Below are 14015 nucleotides of genomic sequence, written 5' to 3' on the forward strand. Positions count from 1 at the left end.
ACCCGGCGTGCGCGGCCCGGGTGCCCGTACCAGGGTGGAGGGGTGAGACGCGTACGGGAGGACCCGGGCGGGCTGCACGGGGCCCCGCCTCCGCGCTGGGCCCGGTTCGCGCCCGCCGTGGCCATGGTGGTGCTGTGCCTCGCCCAGTGGCTGACGCCCGGCACCGTCGAGCTCGGCTACTTCCTGGCGGCCCTCCCCGCCGTGGCCGCCTTCTCCTACGGCGCGGCGGGCACGACCGTCTTCGCCGCGCTGGTCCTCGCCCTGCTCGCCTTCCCCTCGCTCGGCGTCGGGCACGCCCGGGGCTCCGACCTGGCCACGGTGGCCGTCGTCGGGCTGCTCAGCGTGGTCATCGCCTGGGTGCGGCGCCGCCGCGACGCCCAGCTCGTCAGTGTCCGTACGGTCGCCGAGGCGGCCCAACTGGCCGTGCTGCCGCCGGTCCCGGACCGGGTGGGCCCGGTGCGCTGCGCCGGTCTCTACCGGGCCGCGCAGCGCGGCACGCTGGTCGGCGGCGACCTCTTCGACGTACGGGCCGGACCGTACGGGGTGCGGGCGGTGGTGGCGGACGTGCAGGGCCACGGTCTGGCGGCGGTCGGCACGGTGGCGGCGCTGCTCGGCGCCTTCCGGGAGGCGGTGCTGGACGACCGGGGGCTGGTGGCCGTCGCGGCACGGCTGGACCGGCGGCTGGTGGCGGACGCGGCCGCGGAGTCCGTGGAGCACCCGGAGCTGTTCGCGACGGCGGTGCTCCTGGAGTTCCCGACCGGCCTGGACCTCGTACGGATCGTGTCGTGCGGGCACCCCCCGGTGCTGCTGCTGCGGGACTTCACGGCCTCGGAGGTGACGGTGGAACCGGGCCCGCCGCTGGGTCTGGGGCTGACCGGTCCGGCCCTGCCACCGGTGACGGAACTGCGCCTGCTGCCGGGCGACCGGCTGCTCGCGCACACCGACGGCGTCACGGAGGCCCGCGACCCGGCCGGCTATTTCTACCCGCTCGCCAGCCGGGTCCCGGTACTGGCGGGCGACCCCGCGGGCCTGGTCGGAGCGGTGTGGAAGGACCTGGCGGCCTTCACCGGGGGCGGCCCGCGCGACGACGTGGCCCTGCTGCTGCTGTCGCCGGAGACGGAATGACCGGTCCGTACTGATCGGATGATCAGTTGGTAACAGTGCGGGCTCCGGTCCGCTTTCCGTGTTTCCCTCGGCAGCGACGGCACCCCCGAGCACGCAGAGACGAGGCCCACCGATGCACGCACCGCACAAGCACAGGAGGCGCATGGCGGCGGTCACGGCGGCGGCCGCCGCGGCCGGCCTGCTCACCGGCTCGATGCTCCTCGCGTACGCGGCCGGCGCGAGCCACGCCGCAGGGTCCGCCGCCGTGGTCCCGGCCGGGGTACGGACCGGCTCGGTGCACGCCGTGGAGGACGAAGGAGCCGGGGGCACGGTGGTCGGCGTGCCCTTCGCCCCCGCCGCACGGTCCGGCGGGGGCCCCTCCGGCCTCCAGGGCGTCATCGCCGCGTCATGAGCCGTCGCGGATGAAGGAGCGCACCATCTTGCAGGTGAGGTTGGACGGCCGGTGGATGCCCACCCGCGCCGCCATCGTCCGGATCTTGCGGTTGGTCGCGCGCTGAGCGTCGTAGGTCCCCGTGTCGAGCAGGGATATCGCGAGCCGCATCGCCTTCAGACGGCGGTTGTGGCTCTCGTACCACTCCCGGGGCAGCCCCGCCGGCAGCGGCTTCTTCTTGGGCATCACAATGATCGCGGCAGCGGCCATCTACAGCCTCCCAAACGGTAGTTGGCTTCCTGTCGTTCTCCTTCGATTTTACCGGGGGGCACTGACAAAAGCCCCTGGCCAGACGGAGTCTGACTAGGCTTGCCGCCATGGAGATCTGGATCAATCCCGCCTGCTCGAAGTGCCGCAGCGCCCTGACCGTGCTGGACGCGGAGGGCGCCGACTACACGGTGCGCCGCTACCTGGAGGACGTACCGTCCGAGGCCGAGATCCGCGAGGTGCTGGGGCGCCTCGGGCTGGAGCCCTGGGACATCACCCGCACCTCCGACCCCCTCGCGAAGGAGACCGGCGTACGGGACCTGCCGCGCGAGGAGACCGACGAGGCCCGCCGGCGGTGGATCACCCACCTGGCCGCCCACCCGAAGCTGATCCAGCGCCCGATCATCACCGCCGAGGACGGCACGGCCGTCGTCGCCCGCTCCGAGGAAGCCGTGCGCGACGCCATGTCCCGCAAGGGTGCGGGCGGGTAGGGCACTAGGCGCTGGGCGAGCGCAGCCAGTTGGTGGCGCCCGCCACTTCGCGCGCTATGTCGGACACGGAGCGTCCGTCGGTCGCCACTCGCACCGCGTCCAGGGGCATCCGCTCGTCCAGGATCCGCGCCTTGCGGGCGCTGCCCTCCAGCTCGTGCTCCAGCTCCGAGCCCAGTTCCCGGCCCGTCAGCCGCTCGCGGACGGTGGCGTCGGAGGCGGTGAGCACCACCCGCACGATCCTGACGTCCCCGCCCATGGCGCGCCGGAACATGCCCTCGTGCTCGGTCAGGACGCTCACGGTGTGCGTGTAGATCAGGCGGCGGTACCCGAGCTCGGCGTAGTTGGACCACAGCGCCGTCAGATTGCGTTCGGCGATCTTCCTGCGGCGGGGATCCCCCTCCGGAGCGGGGTGTGCCTGCCCCATGAAATCGCCCTCGATGACGCAGTGGGCAACCGTCTCGGCGCGCAGACGCGCCGAGACCTCCCACCCCACCGTCGTCTTGCCGACGCCCGCGCGGCCTCCGATGAGCAATACCTCTGCTTGATCCATTCGATCCATGGCCGCACCCTGCCACCGGACGGCCGAGCCGCGCGAACCACTTGCGCACGGATCGGGGAGACGGGCCCGGGCGGTCCCCGCTCCACCCTCTAGGGTGAACCCGTACCAAAAGGAGCAAAGCGCACCAACAGCAGCAACAGCGAAGCGGAACCAGAAGCAAGCGAAGGCCCCCATGGATCAGCAGCCGCCCCCCACGCCCCCCATCGCCGCCGGGCATCCGATTCCGCCGCCCCGGCGCGGGGCCGACTGGATGTTCGGCGGGGTGTACGGGACCGTGCTGGCCAGTGCCCTGCTCGCCGCGCTGGACCAGAAAGGCGGGGAGTACACCCCGTTCTACGACGCCAGCTGGGTCCTCGTCACCGCTGCCGCGGCCGGGCTCGCCCACGGGTACTCGCACCACATGGCGACCCATCAGCCCGGTTCGGCCGGGTACCGGTGGCGGGTGATGGGCCGCGCCCTGTGGAACGAGTGGCCGATGATCGCGGCCACCCTGCCCACCGTGCTCCTGCTGCTCCTGGCCGGGCTCACGGAGTGGGAGCGTTACGGGGTGACGGCCGTCGGGCTCGGCCTGAACACCGCGCTGCTCTTCGCCTGGGGGGCCTTCGTGGCCGTACGCGTCGGCTACCGGCTCCGCGCGGCGCTGCTGATCGGCCTGGCCGACGCGGCGATCGGCCTGGCCATCATCGCCGCGAACGCCGTCATCAAGTAGAGCCGTCATCGGGCCACGCCGTCATCAGGCAATGCCGTCGCCAGGCAATGCCGTCCTCAGGCAACGCCGTCGTCAATCGGCGAGCTGCCCCTCCGCCCGCGCGAGGATCTCCGTCAGCCGCGCCCCGAACTCCGCCCCGCGCGGGTCGGGTACCCCCGTCCGGGCGGAGGTGAGCAGGGCGTCCAGGGCGCGGCCGTAGGCGCCGGGTACGTCGCTCCAGTCGGGCAGGGCGAAGACGCCCTCGGCCCCGCGCAGTTCGAGCCCGACGCCGGCGGCGGCCCGGGGCGCGCCGAGGCTGAGTACGGCGGTGCTGGCGGCGCCGGAGGAGTGGCGCAGGGCGAGCTGGACGACGTCGGAGGGGCCCCGTGCGGCGGTGACGTCGGTGACGTCGCCCAGTACGGGGATCAGGACGGACAGGGCGTGCGGGCCGACGTCCCACAGGCCGCCCTTGGACTTGCGCCAGGGGGAGTCGGCGTAGGCGCTGGGCGTGCCGTCGGGCGGGAAGACGGCGCCGAGCCAGTGGGCGGAGGCGGTGAACCAGCCGGTGCGCGCGGCCTGCTCGTCGACCCATCCGGCGGTGGGTTCGGCGAAGCGGAGGGTGAGGAAGACGACGGAGGCGACCTGGTGGTGCGCGGCGGCGTCGGCGACGGCGCGGGCGTCCTCGACGGTCGTGGCGACGGGTTTGTCGAGCAGCAGGTGGCATCCGGCGGCGGCCGCGCGGACGGCGAGGGGGGCTTGTACGTCCGGCGGGAGGGCGAAGGCCACGGCGTCGCAGTCGGCGAACAGCGCGTCGGGGTCTTCGTACACCTTCACGCCGTACGCCTGGGCCAGCTCGGCGGCGGCTTCGGGGCGCCGCCCCCACACTCCGGCGAATTCGGAGCCGGTGTGGGCGGCGAGGGCGGGGGCGTGGGTGCGCTGGGCCCAGGGGCCCGTGCCGAGCAGGCCGACCCGGGGGCGGGGGCTGCCGGAGGCCTGGTGGGGGGCGGGGCCGGGGGCTGCCTCGGGGGCGCCGTCGGCGGAGTTCAAATCGTACGAAATGCTCACGCGCCCAGTCTGCCGCACTCGGACGGGCGTGCGGCCGCCAACCCGCACAACCCGTCCCACCTGCGGGGTAAACCTCGGTAACACGGGGTTCACACACGGGCAACGGAAGAGAAATCGCGGCGGGGGACTCTGCGGAGGACGGAGGACACCAGGCGATCCGCAGCACCCGCAGAGTCAGGATGGGGCCCGTGAGCTACAAGGCTGAGTACATCTGGATCGACGGCACCGAGCCGACGGCGAAGCTTCGCTCCAAGACGAGGATCCTGGCGGACGGCGAGGCGCTGCCGATCTGGGGCTTCGACGGGTCCAGCACGAACCAGGCCGAGGGTCACGCCTCGGACCGCGTGCTCCAGCCGGTGTTCTCCTGCCCGGACCCGATCCGCGGCGGTGCCAACCTCCTCGTGCTGTGCGAGGTCATGAACATCGACATGACGCCGCACGAGTCGAACACCCGGGCTCTGCTGCGTCCGGTCGCGGAGGAGTTCGCCGGTCAGGAGCCGATCTTCGGCATCGAGCAGGAGTACACCTTCTTCGACGGTGCCCGCCCGCTCGGTTTCCCGGTGAACGGCTTCCCGGCGGCGCAGGGCGGTTACTACTGCGGTGTCGGTTCGGACGAGATCTTCGGCCGCGAGATCGTCGAGAAGCACCTGGACCACTGCCTGGCGGCGGGTCTGAGCATCTCCGGGATCAACGCCGAGGTCATGCCGGGCCAGTGGGAGTTCCAGGTGGGTCCGGTGGGTCCGCTGGAGGTGTCGGACCAGCTGTGGATCGCGCGCTGGCTGCTGTACCGCACGGCCGAGGACTTCAACGTGTCGGCGACGCTGAACCCGAAGCCGGTCAAGGGTGACTGGAACGGCGCGGGCGCGCACACCAACTTCTCCACGAAGGCGATGCGCGAGGACTACCGGGCGATCGTCTCGGCGTGCGAGGCGCTGGGCGAGGGCTCCAAGCCACTGGACCACGTCAAGAACTACGGCGCGGGCATCGACGAGCGTCTGACGGGGCTGCACGAGACGGCTCCGTGGAACGAGTTCAGCTACGGGGTGTCCGACCGCGGCGCGTCGGTGCGCATCCCGTGGCAGGTGGAGAAGGACGGCAAGGGTTACATCGAGGACCGCCGCCCGAACGCGAACGTCGACCCGTACGTGGTGACGCGACTGATCACGGACACCTGCTGCACGGGCCTGAAGAAGGACGGCCTGGTCTGAGACCGGCGCCACCGGCAGACCGGCGCCACTGACGGACCGGCGCCACCCGGACAGCACGGCCGCCCGTCCTCCCCCGTGGGAGGGCGGGCGCCGTGCTGTCGGTGGCGTCTGTCAGGGTGTGGCCCATGCTGCCCGTGAAGATGCACACCGAGCGCGCCGAGTCCTACGAGCGGCCCGCGGTCCCGCTGTTGTCCGAGTTGGTGGAGCGGATCGGTGCGGACGGGGACCGGTTCCTGGTGGTGAACCGGGTCCCCGACGATCCGGACGTCTTCGTCCAGGTGTGGCACGAGGCGGGCGGGGAGTACCAGCTGGAGCACCGGGCGGGCGGTCCGGACCGGCACTTCCAGGCGTTCGTGCCCTCGGCGGCGGGGGTGGTGGAGGTGATGCTCCGCTGGGCCCGGCAGGAGGAGGGCTGGGATGCGGGGCCGGCGTGGAAGCGGCTGGACTTCCCGGTGGAGGAGGTGCCGGCGCTCGACGCGGCGGTGGAGGAGCAGGTGGCGGGGCTCGTCCGGGAGAAGCTGGTGTGCGGCTACGAGGGCCGGGCGGAGCTGGCCGAGTACGCCGGGTACGTCCTCGGGGACGCGGAGGGTGGCGGGCCCGCGGTCTCGGCCGCCCAGGCGCGGCTGCTGGTGGACCGGTTGTGGCGGGAGCGGGTGGCCGAGCAGGCCGGCTGGGAGGGCGAGACCGATCCCGAGCGGGTGACGCGGGCGTTCGAGGCGCTCGGCGCGAGCGGGCTCACGGCGCGGGAGAACTTCACCTGCTGCCGCAACTGCGGGACCGGGGAGATCTGGGGTGACGGCGAGGAGGACGCGCGGGGGTTCGTCTTCTTCCACTCGCAGTGCACGGAGGGCGCGGCCGCGGGGGGCGACCTGTGGCTGCTGTACGGGTGTTTCGAACCGCCCGCGGAGCTGCGGGAGGAGCTGACGGCGGCGATCGGCCGGGAGGTGGTGGCCGCGCTGGACGGCGTGGGGCTGTCGTGGGCGTGGGACGGGTCCGCCCAGGATGCGATACGGGTGACCGGACTGGACTGGCGGAAGCGGCTGACGGGCTGACTGTTTGTCGGGAATGTGACGTCTTTACGACACCTTGATCACGGAATATGAGATTCCGCTCCACCTGGTGAGACGGGGCCTGCCCCGGGCCCCGCACATCTGCTTCAATGAGCCCATGGCCAGCCATTCGCACTCCTCGACAGGTCGCAGCGACCTCGAGCCGTTCTGGCCCTCCCGTCAGGATCACGATTTCGACCGGGTGTGTTGCCGCGCGAAGAACGCGCCGGCCCTCTAAAGCCTTCCGGGACCTCCCAAAGACCCGCCCGAGGCCTTCGGTCTGCGCGGTACGACAACGACGACGTACGTACGTCTCCTGCCGACCACTCCGCGTGAAAGAGCTGACCACTCATGGCTAACACCCGTTCCATCGCTTCTGCCGCCTCCGCTGCGACCTCCGCTCCCCTGACCTTCCCGCCCAGTCCGCGCCATCGGCTGCGGGCCGTGGACCGGGACGAGGTGGCCCGCGTCGTGGACCTGCTCCCGCCCGGCGCCACCTGGCTCCCCGCACCCCAGCACACCCTGCCGGCGCTGCCCGGCCAGCCGCCGATGGTCGGCTACCTGGTCCTCGTACCGGCCGACCAGCAGCCCATCGCCTTCGCCCCGCAGTCCGTCCCGCTCCCGGCGCCCGAAGCCCCGCGGACCACGGGCGACGCGCTCGTCCGGATCGACGCGGCGCAGCGCACCGCCGAGGTGGACGGCCAGGTCCTGGACCTGACCTACCTGGAGTTCGAGCTGCTCGCCCACCTCGTGGCGCACCCCCACCGGGTGCACAGCCGGGACCAGCTGGTGACCACGGTGTGGGGCTACGGCCACGTCGGCGACGGCCGTACGGTCGACGTCCACATCGCCCGGCTGCGCCGCAAGCTGGGCGCGGCGCACCGCGGGACGATCCAGACCGTCCGCCGGGTGGGCTACAAGTACGCGCCCTGACCGGTCCGTTCGGCCGCGGGCCGGCCATCGGGCCGAAGGCCGGTGAGCAGGCCGGCAAGCGGGCGGGCCCGCACTCCCCGGGGGAGTGCGGGCCCGCCTGTTTCGTACGTACTAGGCCTGCGGCGCGGAGGCTCCGGCCCGGCGGCGGGCCGCCGCGAAGCCGAGGAGCACGTCACCCGCGAGGAAGACGAGCAGGCTGATCCCGAGCATCGGGACGAACCACCCGGTGAGCGCGGTCAGGCAGGCCAGCGGCAGCAGGACCGTCACCGGCAGCTTCCGCCAGGCGCCGCGCGGCTGCGGCCGGCCCACCGAGAGCTTGCGCTCCTTCGTGGGCCGGCGCATCCACCACATCCGGTAGCCCCAGACGACGAGGAACATCACGGCGACGGCGAGGGCCGCGAGGGCGAGCTGGTTGACGAGCCCGAAGGTCAGGCCCATGTGCAGGTCGATGCCGAAGCGGGTCAGCTTGGCGAGCAACGGGTAGTCGGCGAAGCGCAGTTCGTCCATGATCCGGCCGTCGGCGGGGTCGACCGCGACGGAGTCCAGGTGCACGGGGAACTGCTTGTCGGTCTCCTTGACGACGTAGCCCTTGCCCTGGGCGGGAAGGGTGACGCGCAGGCTCTCGGTGACCCCGGCGGCCCGGGCGGCTTCCACGGCGCGGTCGATGCCGACGTCGGCGGTGGGCGGCGGCGGGGGCATCTCCATGCCCTCCGTCATGACGTGCCCGGCGTGCTCGTCGGCGCCGCCCGCGGCCCCGGTCAGCGAGGCGGCGACGGACGGGGTGGCCCCGCCGAGGCGGTCCTGGAGCTGCCCGATGTTCTCGCCGGCGTACCGGGACCAGGTCAGGCCCGTGGCGGACAGGACGACGAGTCCGGCGACGGCCCACAGGCCGACGGCGCCGTGCCAGGACAGGGTGCGGCGGCGGCCGGTGGCCTTGCGGTCGGGGACGACGAGGTGGGCCTTGCGGGAGCGGCGGCGGCCGATCCACAGGGCGAGCCCGCCGAGGGCGACGACCCACAGCCAGCTCGCGGCGAGCTCGCTGTAGTTCCGGCCGAACTCCCCGAGCTGGAGGCTGGCGTGGAACTCGCTGAGCCAGGCCCGCAGCGGCAGCGCGTCCCCGGCGGTGGTGAGCTGCCCGCGCACGTCGGCCGTGTACGGGTCGACGAACACGGTGAGGGTCTCGCCCTCGCCGAGTCCCGGGCTCTCCATGACGACCCGGGTGGTGGCCTCCTCCTCGGGCGACGGCCACACGCCGAGGACCTTGCCCTGGGGCGCGGCGCCCCGGGCGGCCTGCACCTGGGCGCTGAGCGGCAGGGCGCTCTCGCCGACCCGGGCGACCGTCAGTTCGTCGGAGTAGAGGATCTTCTCGGCCTGCCAGGAGCCGGCGTACAGCAGGCCGGTGGTGGCGGCGAGGAACAGGATCGGGGCTATCAGCAGCCCCGCGTAGAAGTGCAGGCGCAGGAGCAGCGGGCGCAGGGCGGCCCAGGTGCCGCCGGTGCGCTTCGGCGGTGCGGCGGAGTCCCCGGTGGGGGCGTCCGGAAGCACGTCGAGGGACATGTCGGTCCTAAGGGTTGGCGAAGACATGGGTGGGCGGCCCCAGGTCTCGCCCCCTCGCCGAAGGAGGTGCGCCGGTCAGGCGCGGGCAGGACGGCCGGGGGCCGTGGCTCGGGTGTTCCACCCGGCGGGCGGGCCGCGCCGGACCGCCGTGTGCGCGTGGACGGCTCCGCGCAGCCGGCGCGGCCGGTCGCAGGGGGCGCAGTGCGCGGGCGGGGTCGGTACGAGGGCCACGCGGGTGCGGACCAGCGCGAGGGCGCGGGCGAGCGGGCGGGCCGCCAGCAGCGCGGTCGCGCCGAGGGCGCCGGCCAGCCGGAAGACGGCGGCCTCGCCCCACGCGAGCCAGGCGGCGCAGAAGAGTCCGGCGAGGACGTGGGCGGCGATCATGCCGAAGCCGCCGTGACCGGCCATGGAGGCCATGTCGGCCATCGAAGCCATGTCGGCCATGCCTGACATTGCGTCGGCCGCGCCCGACGCGCCGTCGACCGTCCCGGTCATCCCGGCCATGCCGTCGGACGTGCCGGACGGCACCGGCATGCCCTCGGCCGTGCCCATGGGAGCCGCGCCCGGCACGTGCGTCGTCCCCGCCGGGCCCTCGGCCGCGGGCATCGCGTGCGCGTGATGGTGGCCGGGCATCGGCTCCGGCGGGGCGACGGGAACGGGAGCGGCGGTCGCGGGGTGGTGCGCCTGGCCCGCGGAGAAGGCCAGGTGGAGCGCCCCCTGGACGGTGAGCAGGGCGGCGGTGATCCCGGCGGGCCCGCGGCGGCGGCCGGCGGCGAGCCAGGCGAGTCCGCCCGTCACCGCGAAGGCGCCCGCCAGCCAGCCGACGGGGACATTCATCCTGGACATGTACGAATGCCCCAGCGCGCCCAGCGCGACGCACACGGCCGCGAACATCGCGGCCCGCACGACGCGCACCGGCGCGGGGGTTCCAGACATGTTCCGGTCATTTTCCCACGAGGCCCGGTGGTGTCCGCAGCGGGGCGGTATCCGATCATGGGCGGGTGAATCCATTGCCATGGTCATGGTCATTGCCCCTCGGCGCGGTGTACACGGCGGGGGTCCAGCTCGGGGCCCACGCGCTGGAGCGGCTGGGTCCGCCGCGCCGCGACCGGGTGCTGCGCGGCTGCTCGACGAACGTCGACAACCTCGCCGCCGGACACTGGGAGACCCTGCTCGCCAGCGCCTTCGTCGTCGAGGAACCGATGCCGCTGCCGTACGCGCTGCTGCTGGTCGCGGTGCTCGGGTACGCGGAGTACGCGTACGGCGCCTGGTGGACGGCCGCCGTGTTCCTCTTCGGGCACGCCTCGGCGACCCTCCTCGTGTACGGGGCGCTGCGGCGCACCGCCGACCGCGAGACCCGGCGCGCCCTGGACGTGGGCACGAGCTACGGGTTCAACGCCGTGCTCGGCGCCCTGACCTCGGCCCTGCCTCGGGGGATCGTGCGCAACACCGCCCGGGTGGGCCTGCTGGCGCTGGCGGCGCAGCCGGTGCTGCGCCGCGGCCGGACCTTCACCGACGCCGGGCACCTCGCGGCGCTGGGCGTGGGGATCGGCCTCTCCCTGGCCTTCGACCGGCATGCGGGACAGGATCATCGGAAAATCGCTCTTGCGTGACCTGAATGATACGAATGATGTGAATGACACGAGTAATCCAGTTGCTCGTCCCCACCCGCTCGCCCTTCCCCGCCGCGCGCATACCGCTGGAGACGCCACGATGACCGCCAAGCCCTCCACCACCGTCGCCAACCTCCGCGACCTCGGTGGCACCCCGCTCGCCGGCGGCCGGACCGTCCGCCCCGGCCTCGTGCTGCGCTCGGGCGCCCTCGACCGGCTCGACCTCGCCGCCGACCCGGTGGTGGCCGCGCTGGGGCTGCGTACGGTCATCGACTTCCGCAGCGACTCCGAGCGCGCCGACCACCCCGACCGGCTGCCGCAGGGGGCGCGGCTGGTGGTGCGCGACGTGCTGGCCGACAAGATGAACGACGGCAAGATGCCGGCCGCCACGCAGCTCAAGGACCTGCTCGCCGATCCGGTGGTGGCCGAGGAGCACCTGGGCGGCGGCCGGGCGCAGGCACTCTTCGGGTCGGTCTACCGGTCGTTCGTGAGCTCCGGCTCCGCGCAGGCCGCGTACCGCACGCTGCTCATCGAGGCGGCCGATCCGGAGTCGGGTCCGCTGCTGTTCCACTGCACGGCCGGCAAGGACCGTACGGGCTGGGGCGCGACGCTGATCCTCTCGCTGCTCGGCGCCGACGACGACACCCTGATGGCGGAGTACCTGTCGGTGAACCCGGCGGTCAAGGTGGCCTTCGCGCCCATGATCGAGGGCTTCACGGCGGCGGGCGGGGACCCGGACATCGCGCTGGCGCTGATCGGGGTGTTCCCCTCCTACCTGGAGGCGGGGCTGGACGAGGTGAGCACGCGGTACGGGTCGATGGAGAAGTACGTGCGCGAGGGCCTGGGCGTGCCGGACGGGACCGTCGAGGCGCTGCGGGCCAGGCTCGTCGCCTGACGGGCGGGGCCGATCGCCCCACGGGCCCGGCCCGGGGCCGGCGGGCCGGGGAGCCCGGACGCGTCGCGGGCCGCCCGGTTCGTCCGAACGTGTGCGCTGGGGACGGGTGACCATCCGACGAATCGCTCGTTCTGCTGAACGTGACTGCGCCGGATACCGCCACCCGCCCCCTGCCTCCCGACGTCGAGCAGGCCGAGGCCGCCATCGTCGAGCACTACCCGCGGCTGGTGCGGCTCGCCTATCTGGTGCTGCCGCCCGCCCTCGGCCGCAACCGGCGGGTGCTCACCGCCCACTCGCTGACCCAGCGGGCCCTGCCGCGCGGCCGGCGGGCCCCGGAGGCCGACGCGGTGCGCGGCGGGGTTCCGGCGCAGCGCGGGGCGGACGGGCCCGAGTCGGGGTACGCGTACGTCCGGCTGCGCGTGCTGCGCTCCGCCCTGGAGGCGGGGATCCCGCTGAGCTTCCGGGCGCTGCCGCTGCGCGGGCAGCTGCCGCCGCTGCTCCCCCAGGTGTGGGGGCTGCGGCTGTTCCCGCGTGCGGGCGGGGCCGAGGAGCTGGCGCTGGACCAGTGGCTGGCCACCCTGAACGGGCCCGGGCGGGCGGCGTGCGTCCTGCGGGCCCTGGAGGGGCTGGCGGAGCCGGACGTGTTCCGGGTCCTCACCGAGGCCGGGGTCGCCGATCCGGCGGCGGCCATCGCGGAGTCGGGGGATCCCGCGCACGACGGCCTCTTCGCCTCCCCCGAGTTCGATCCGTGCGTGCTCCAGGCCCGGCCCACCGACCTGCTGCGCCGGCGCCGTCTCACGCGGGCCGCCCTGGCGGCGGGCGCGGCCCTCGCGGTGTGCGGGGCGCTGCTGGCGCTGCCGGGCGGGGGGTGGGGCACCGACGGGCCCGCGGCCCCGCCGTACGCGCTCAACGCGGCGGCGGAGCAGGCCCTGGATCCCGGCCAGCTGGTGCGGGCCGCGCCGGCGGCCTGGCGCACCTCGTCCCGTACTGACTACTCGGCGTGGCCCGCCCGCGGCGACCGCGCCGACGACGCGGAGCTGCTGCGCCGGGCGCTGGCCGTGTGGGCGCGGCCGGGGAAGTCGGTGGTCGTCTCGGCGACCCCGGGGACGCCGTCCGGGCCGGCGATGGGGCCGCCGCAGCTGTTGTTCGCCGGGACCGTGGACCAGGCGGTGGTGGTGCTGCTGCACGACGGGCTGCGGGTGGTCCGGTACGCGGAGCCGCGCTCCGGGACGGCGGGCGCGGCCCTGGACTTCGCCCGGACGGACGGGGCGTCCGCGGACACGGCGACGGGGCTGGTGCTCAGCCGGGTCGACGGCAACGTCCGCTACCTGACGGCCCCGTGGGTCACCGGCGCGGCGCTGCGGGACCTGCTGAAGCCCGGTGAGGCGCCGGTGCCGCTGAAGCTCACCGCGGACGGGATCACCCCGCCGGTCGCGAGTCCCGCCCCGGGCGGCAGCTGTACCAGCTGGAACGCGCTGGCCCTGACCGGCGACGGGGCGACCCGGCTGGTGACGGACCTCGGGGAGCTGACCCCGGCCCGGCTGACCTCGGGTGCGCCGGGGGCCTCGCGGGACGTGTCGGAGGCGGCCGAGCTGGGCGAGTGGTCGAGGATCGCCTGCCTGCTGCCGTCGGTCCGTTCGCACGGCGTGCGCAGCGTCAACGCCTGGACGTACGCGAAGCAGCCGCTGCCCGAGGGCGACGGTACGGCGACGTGGCTGTGCACGCGGGCCGAGACCTGGCAGGGCCTGTCGGACCGGGTGCAGGCCCAGTTCCTGGCCCCCGGGGCCACGCCGGCCGCCCAGGCGGCGAAGGCCGAGGGGTCGGCGGCGTGCGGGCCCCGGGAGCCCAAGGTGCTGGCCGGGGTGCTGTGGAAGTCGCGGGCGGGGAGCTGGTACGTACTGGCGGCGGGCAGTGCGCAGTTCGCCTCGCTGTCGGTGTCGGGCAGTGGGGTGAACGGTTCCGCGAACGGGAACCGGCTGGCCCTCAAGGCTCCGGAGGGTGCGCAGGTGGATCTTTCCGGCAAGCTGACGGACGGCACGAAGGCCGGGGTGCTGCGCTAGGGCCTGTCGTCAAACTCCCGTCTGCCCCGCGACGCCTGGCACGCGCTCTCGCCGCACCGGGCGAAAGCCAAGTACGTCCAGTACGCGGGCTTCCGCCCGGCGCACCGAGAGCACGCACCAGACGCCGCAGGGCTG

Annotated in this window: 15 protein-coding genes; 10 read left to right on the forward strand and 5 right to left on the reverse strand. The window is 74.0% G+C overall.

Going from position 1 to position 14015, the window contains the following annotated elements; translation table 11 throughout:
- The first annotated feature begins 42 nt into the window (after positions 1 to 42).
- Together AC07B0_RS17565 and AC07B0_RS17570 are read left to right on the forward strand one after the other, a co-directional pair.
- On the forward strand, positions 43 to 1125 hold the full coding sequence (locus tag AC07B0_RS17565; protein WP_356877494.1) for a PP2C family protein-serine/threonine phosphatase: 1083 nt from the start codon (positions 43 to 45) through the stop codon (positions 1123 to 1125).
- A gap of 142 nt (positions 1126 to 1267) precedes the next feature.
- Positions 1268 to 1516: a hypothetical protein gene (locus tag AC07B0_RS17570; RefSeq protein WP_356877493.1), complete on the forward strand. Its 249-nt coding sequence runs from the start codon at positions 1268 to 1270 to the stop codon at positions 1514 to 1516.
- Here AC07B0_RS17570 and AC07B0_RS17575 read toward each other — a convergent pair.
- Positions 1511 to 1765, reverse strand: a complete 255-nt coding sequence (locus AC07B0_RS17575) for a hypothetical protein (protein ID WP_356877492.1) — start codon at positions 1763 to 1765, stop codon at positions 1511 to 1513. The two genes, AC07B0_RS17570 and AC07B0_RS17575, sit on opposite strands and share 6 nt — an antisense overlap.
- A gap of 107 nt (positions 1766 to 1872) precedes the next feature.
- Here AC07B0_RS17575 and AC07B0_RS17580 point away from each other — a divergent pair, with 107 nt between their 5' ends.
- Positions 1873 to 2253, forward strand: a complete 381-nt coding sequence (locus tag AC07B0_RS17580) for an ArsC/Spx/MgsR family protein (RefSeq protein WP_478898545.1) — start codon at positions 1873 to 1875, stop codon at positions 2251 to 2253.
- A 4-nt stretch (positions 2254 to 2257) separates the two neighbouring features.
- Here AC07B0_RS17580 and AC07B0_RS17585 read toward each other — a convergent pair whose 3' ends face one another.
- On the reverse strand, positions 2258 to 2803 hold the full coding sequence (locus AC07B0_RS17585; protein ID WP_478898606.1) for an AAA family ATPase: 546 nt from the start codon (positions 2801 to 2803) through the stop codon (positions 2258 to 2260).
- Positions 2804 to 2984: 181 nt separating this feature from the next.
- Here AC07B0_RS17585 and AC07B0_RS17590 point away from each other — a divergent pair, with 181 nt between their 5' ends.
- A complete protein-coding gene (locus AC07B0_RS17590; protein ID WP_356877490.1) occupies positions 2985 to 3521 on the forward strand; it encodes a hypothetical protein in 537 nt (178 codons plus the stop codon).
- Positions 3522 to 3593: 72 nt separating this feature from the next.
- Here the strand turns inward: AC07B0_RS17590 and AC07B0_RS17595 are convergent, their stop codons facing one another.
- Positions 3594 to 4547: a Gfo/Idh/MocA family protein gene (locus AC07B0_RS17595; RefSeq protein WP_478898607.1), complete on the reverse strand. Its 954-nt coding sequence runs from the start codon at positions 4545 to 4547 to the stop codon at positions 3594 to 3596.
- Positions 4548 to 4753: 206 nt separating this feature from the next.
- Between AC07B0_RS17595 and glnII the strand changes: the two genes are divergently transcribed.
- The 3 genes from glnII to AC07B0_RS17610 all read left to right on the forward strand — a co-directional run bounded on the left by glnII (position 4754) and on the right by AC07B0_RS17610 (position 7755).
- Positions 4754 to 5773 (forward strand): glutamine synthetase, encoded by a 1020-nt coding sequence (gene glnII / locus AC07B0_RS17600; RefSeq protein ID WP_356877489.1) that lies wholly within the window; start codon positions 4754 to 4756, stop codon positions 5771 to 5773.
- A 125-nt stretch (positions 5774 to 5898) separates the two neighbouring features.
- A complete protein-coding gene (locus AC07B0_RS17605; RefSeq protein WP_478898546.1) occupies positions 5899 to 6825 on the forward strand; it encodes a DUF6891 domain-containing protein in 927 nt (308 codons plus the stop codon).
- A 348-nt stretch (positions 6826 to 7173) separates the two neighbouring features.
- Complete coding sequence (locus AC07B0_RS17610; RefSeq protein ID WP_356877487.1) at positions 7174 to 7755, forward strand: winged helix-turn-helix domain-containing protein; 582 nt, start codon at positions 7174 to 7176, stop codon at positions 7753 to 7755.
- A gap of 111 nt (positions 7756 to 7866) precedes the next feature.
- On the opposite strand, the gene AC07B0_RS17615 is transcribed toward AC07B0_RS17610, so the two are convergent.
- Positions 7867 to 9312, reverse strand: coding sequence for a PepSY-associated TM helix domain-containing protein (locus tag AC07B0_RS17615; protein ID WP_478898547.1), 1446 nt, complete (start codon positions 9310 to 9312; stop codon positions 7867 to 7869).
- A 75-nt stretch (positions 9313 to 9387) separates the two neighbouring features.
- Complete coding sequence (locus AC07B0_RS17620) at positions 9388 to 10248, reverse strand: hypothetical protein (RefSeq protein ID WP_478898548.1); 861 nt, start codon at positions 10246 to 10248, stop codon at positions 9388 to 9390.
- Between the two features lie 92 nt (positions 10249 to 10340).
- Between AC07B0_RS17620 and AC07B0_RS17625 the strand changes: the two genes are divergently transcribed.
- From AC07B0_RS17625 to AC07B0_RS17635, 3 genes are all read left to right on the forward strand, one after another.
- Positions 10341 to 10925 (forward strand): rhomboid-like protein, encoded by a 585-nt coding sequence (locus AC07B0_RS17625; RefSeq protein WP_469379909.1) that lies wholly within the window; start codon positions 10341 to 10343, stop codon positions 10923 to 10925.
- 100 nt (positions 10926 to 11025) lie between these two features.
- Positions 11026 to 11820, forward strand: coding sequence for a tyrosine-protein phosphatase (locus AC07B0_RS17630; RefSeq protein ID WP_356877483.1), 795 nt, complete (start codon positions 11026 to 11028; stop codon positions 11818 to 11820).
- A 140-nt stretch (positions 11821 to 11960) separates the two neighbouring features.
- Complete coding sequence (locus AC07B0_RS17635) at positions 11961 to 13880, forward strand: hypothetical protein (RefSeq protein WP_356877482.1); 1920 nt, start codon at positions 11961 to 11963, stop codon at positions 13878 to 13880.
- Positions 13881 to 14015: the final 135 nt, after the last annotated feature.

It is taken from the genome of Streptomyces sp. NPDC044704 (assembly GCF_056433525.1).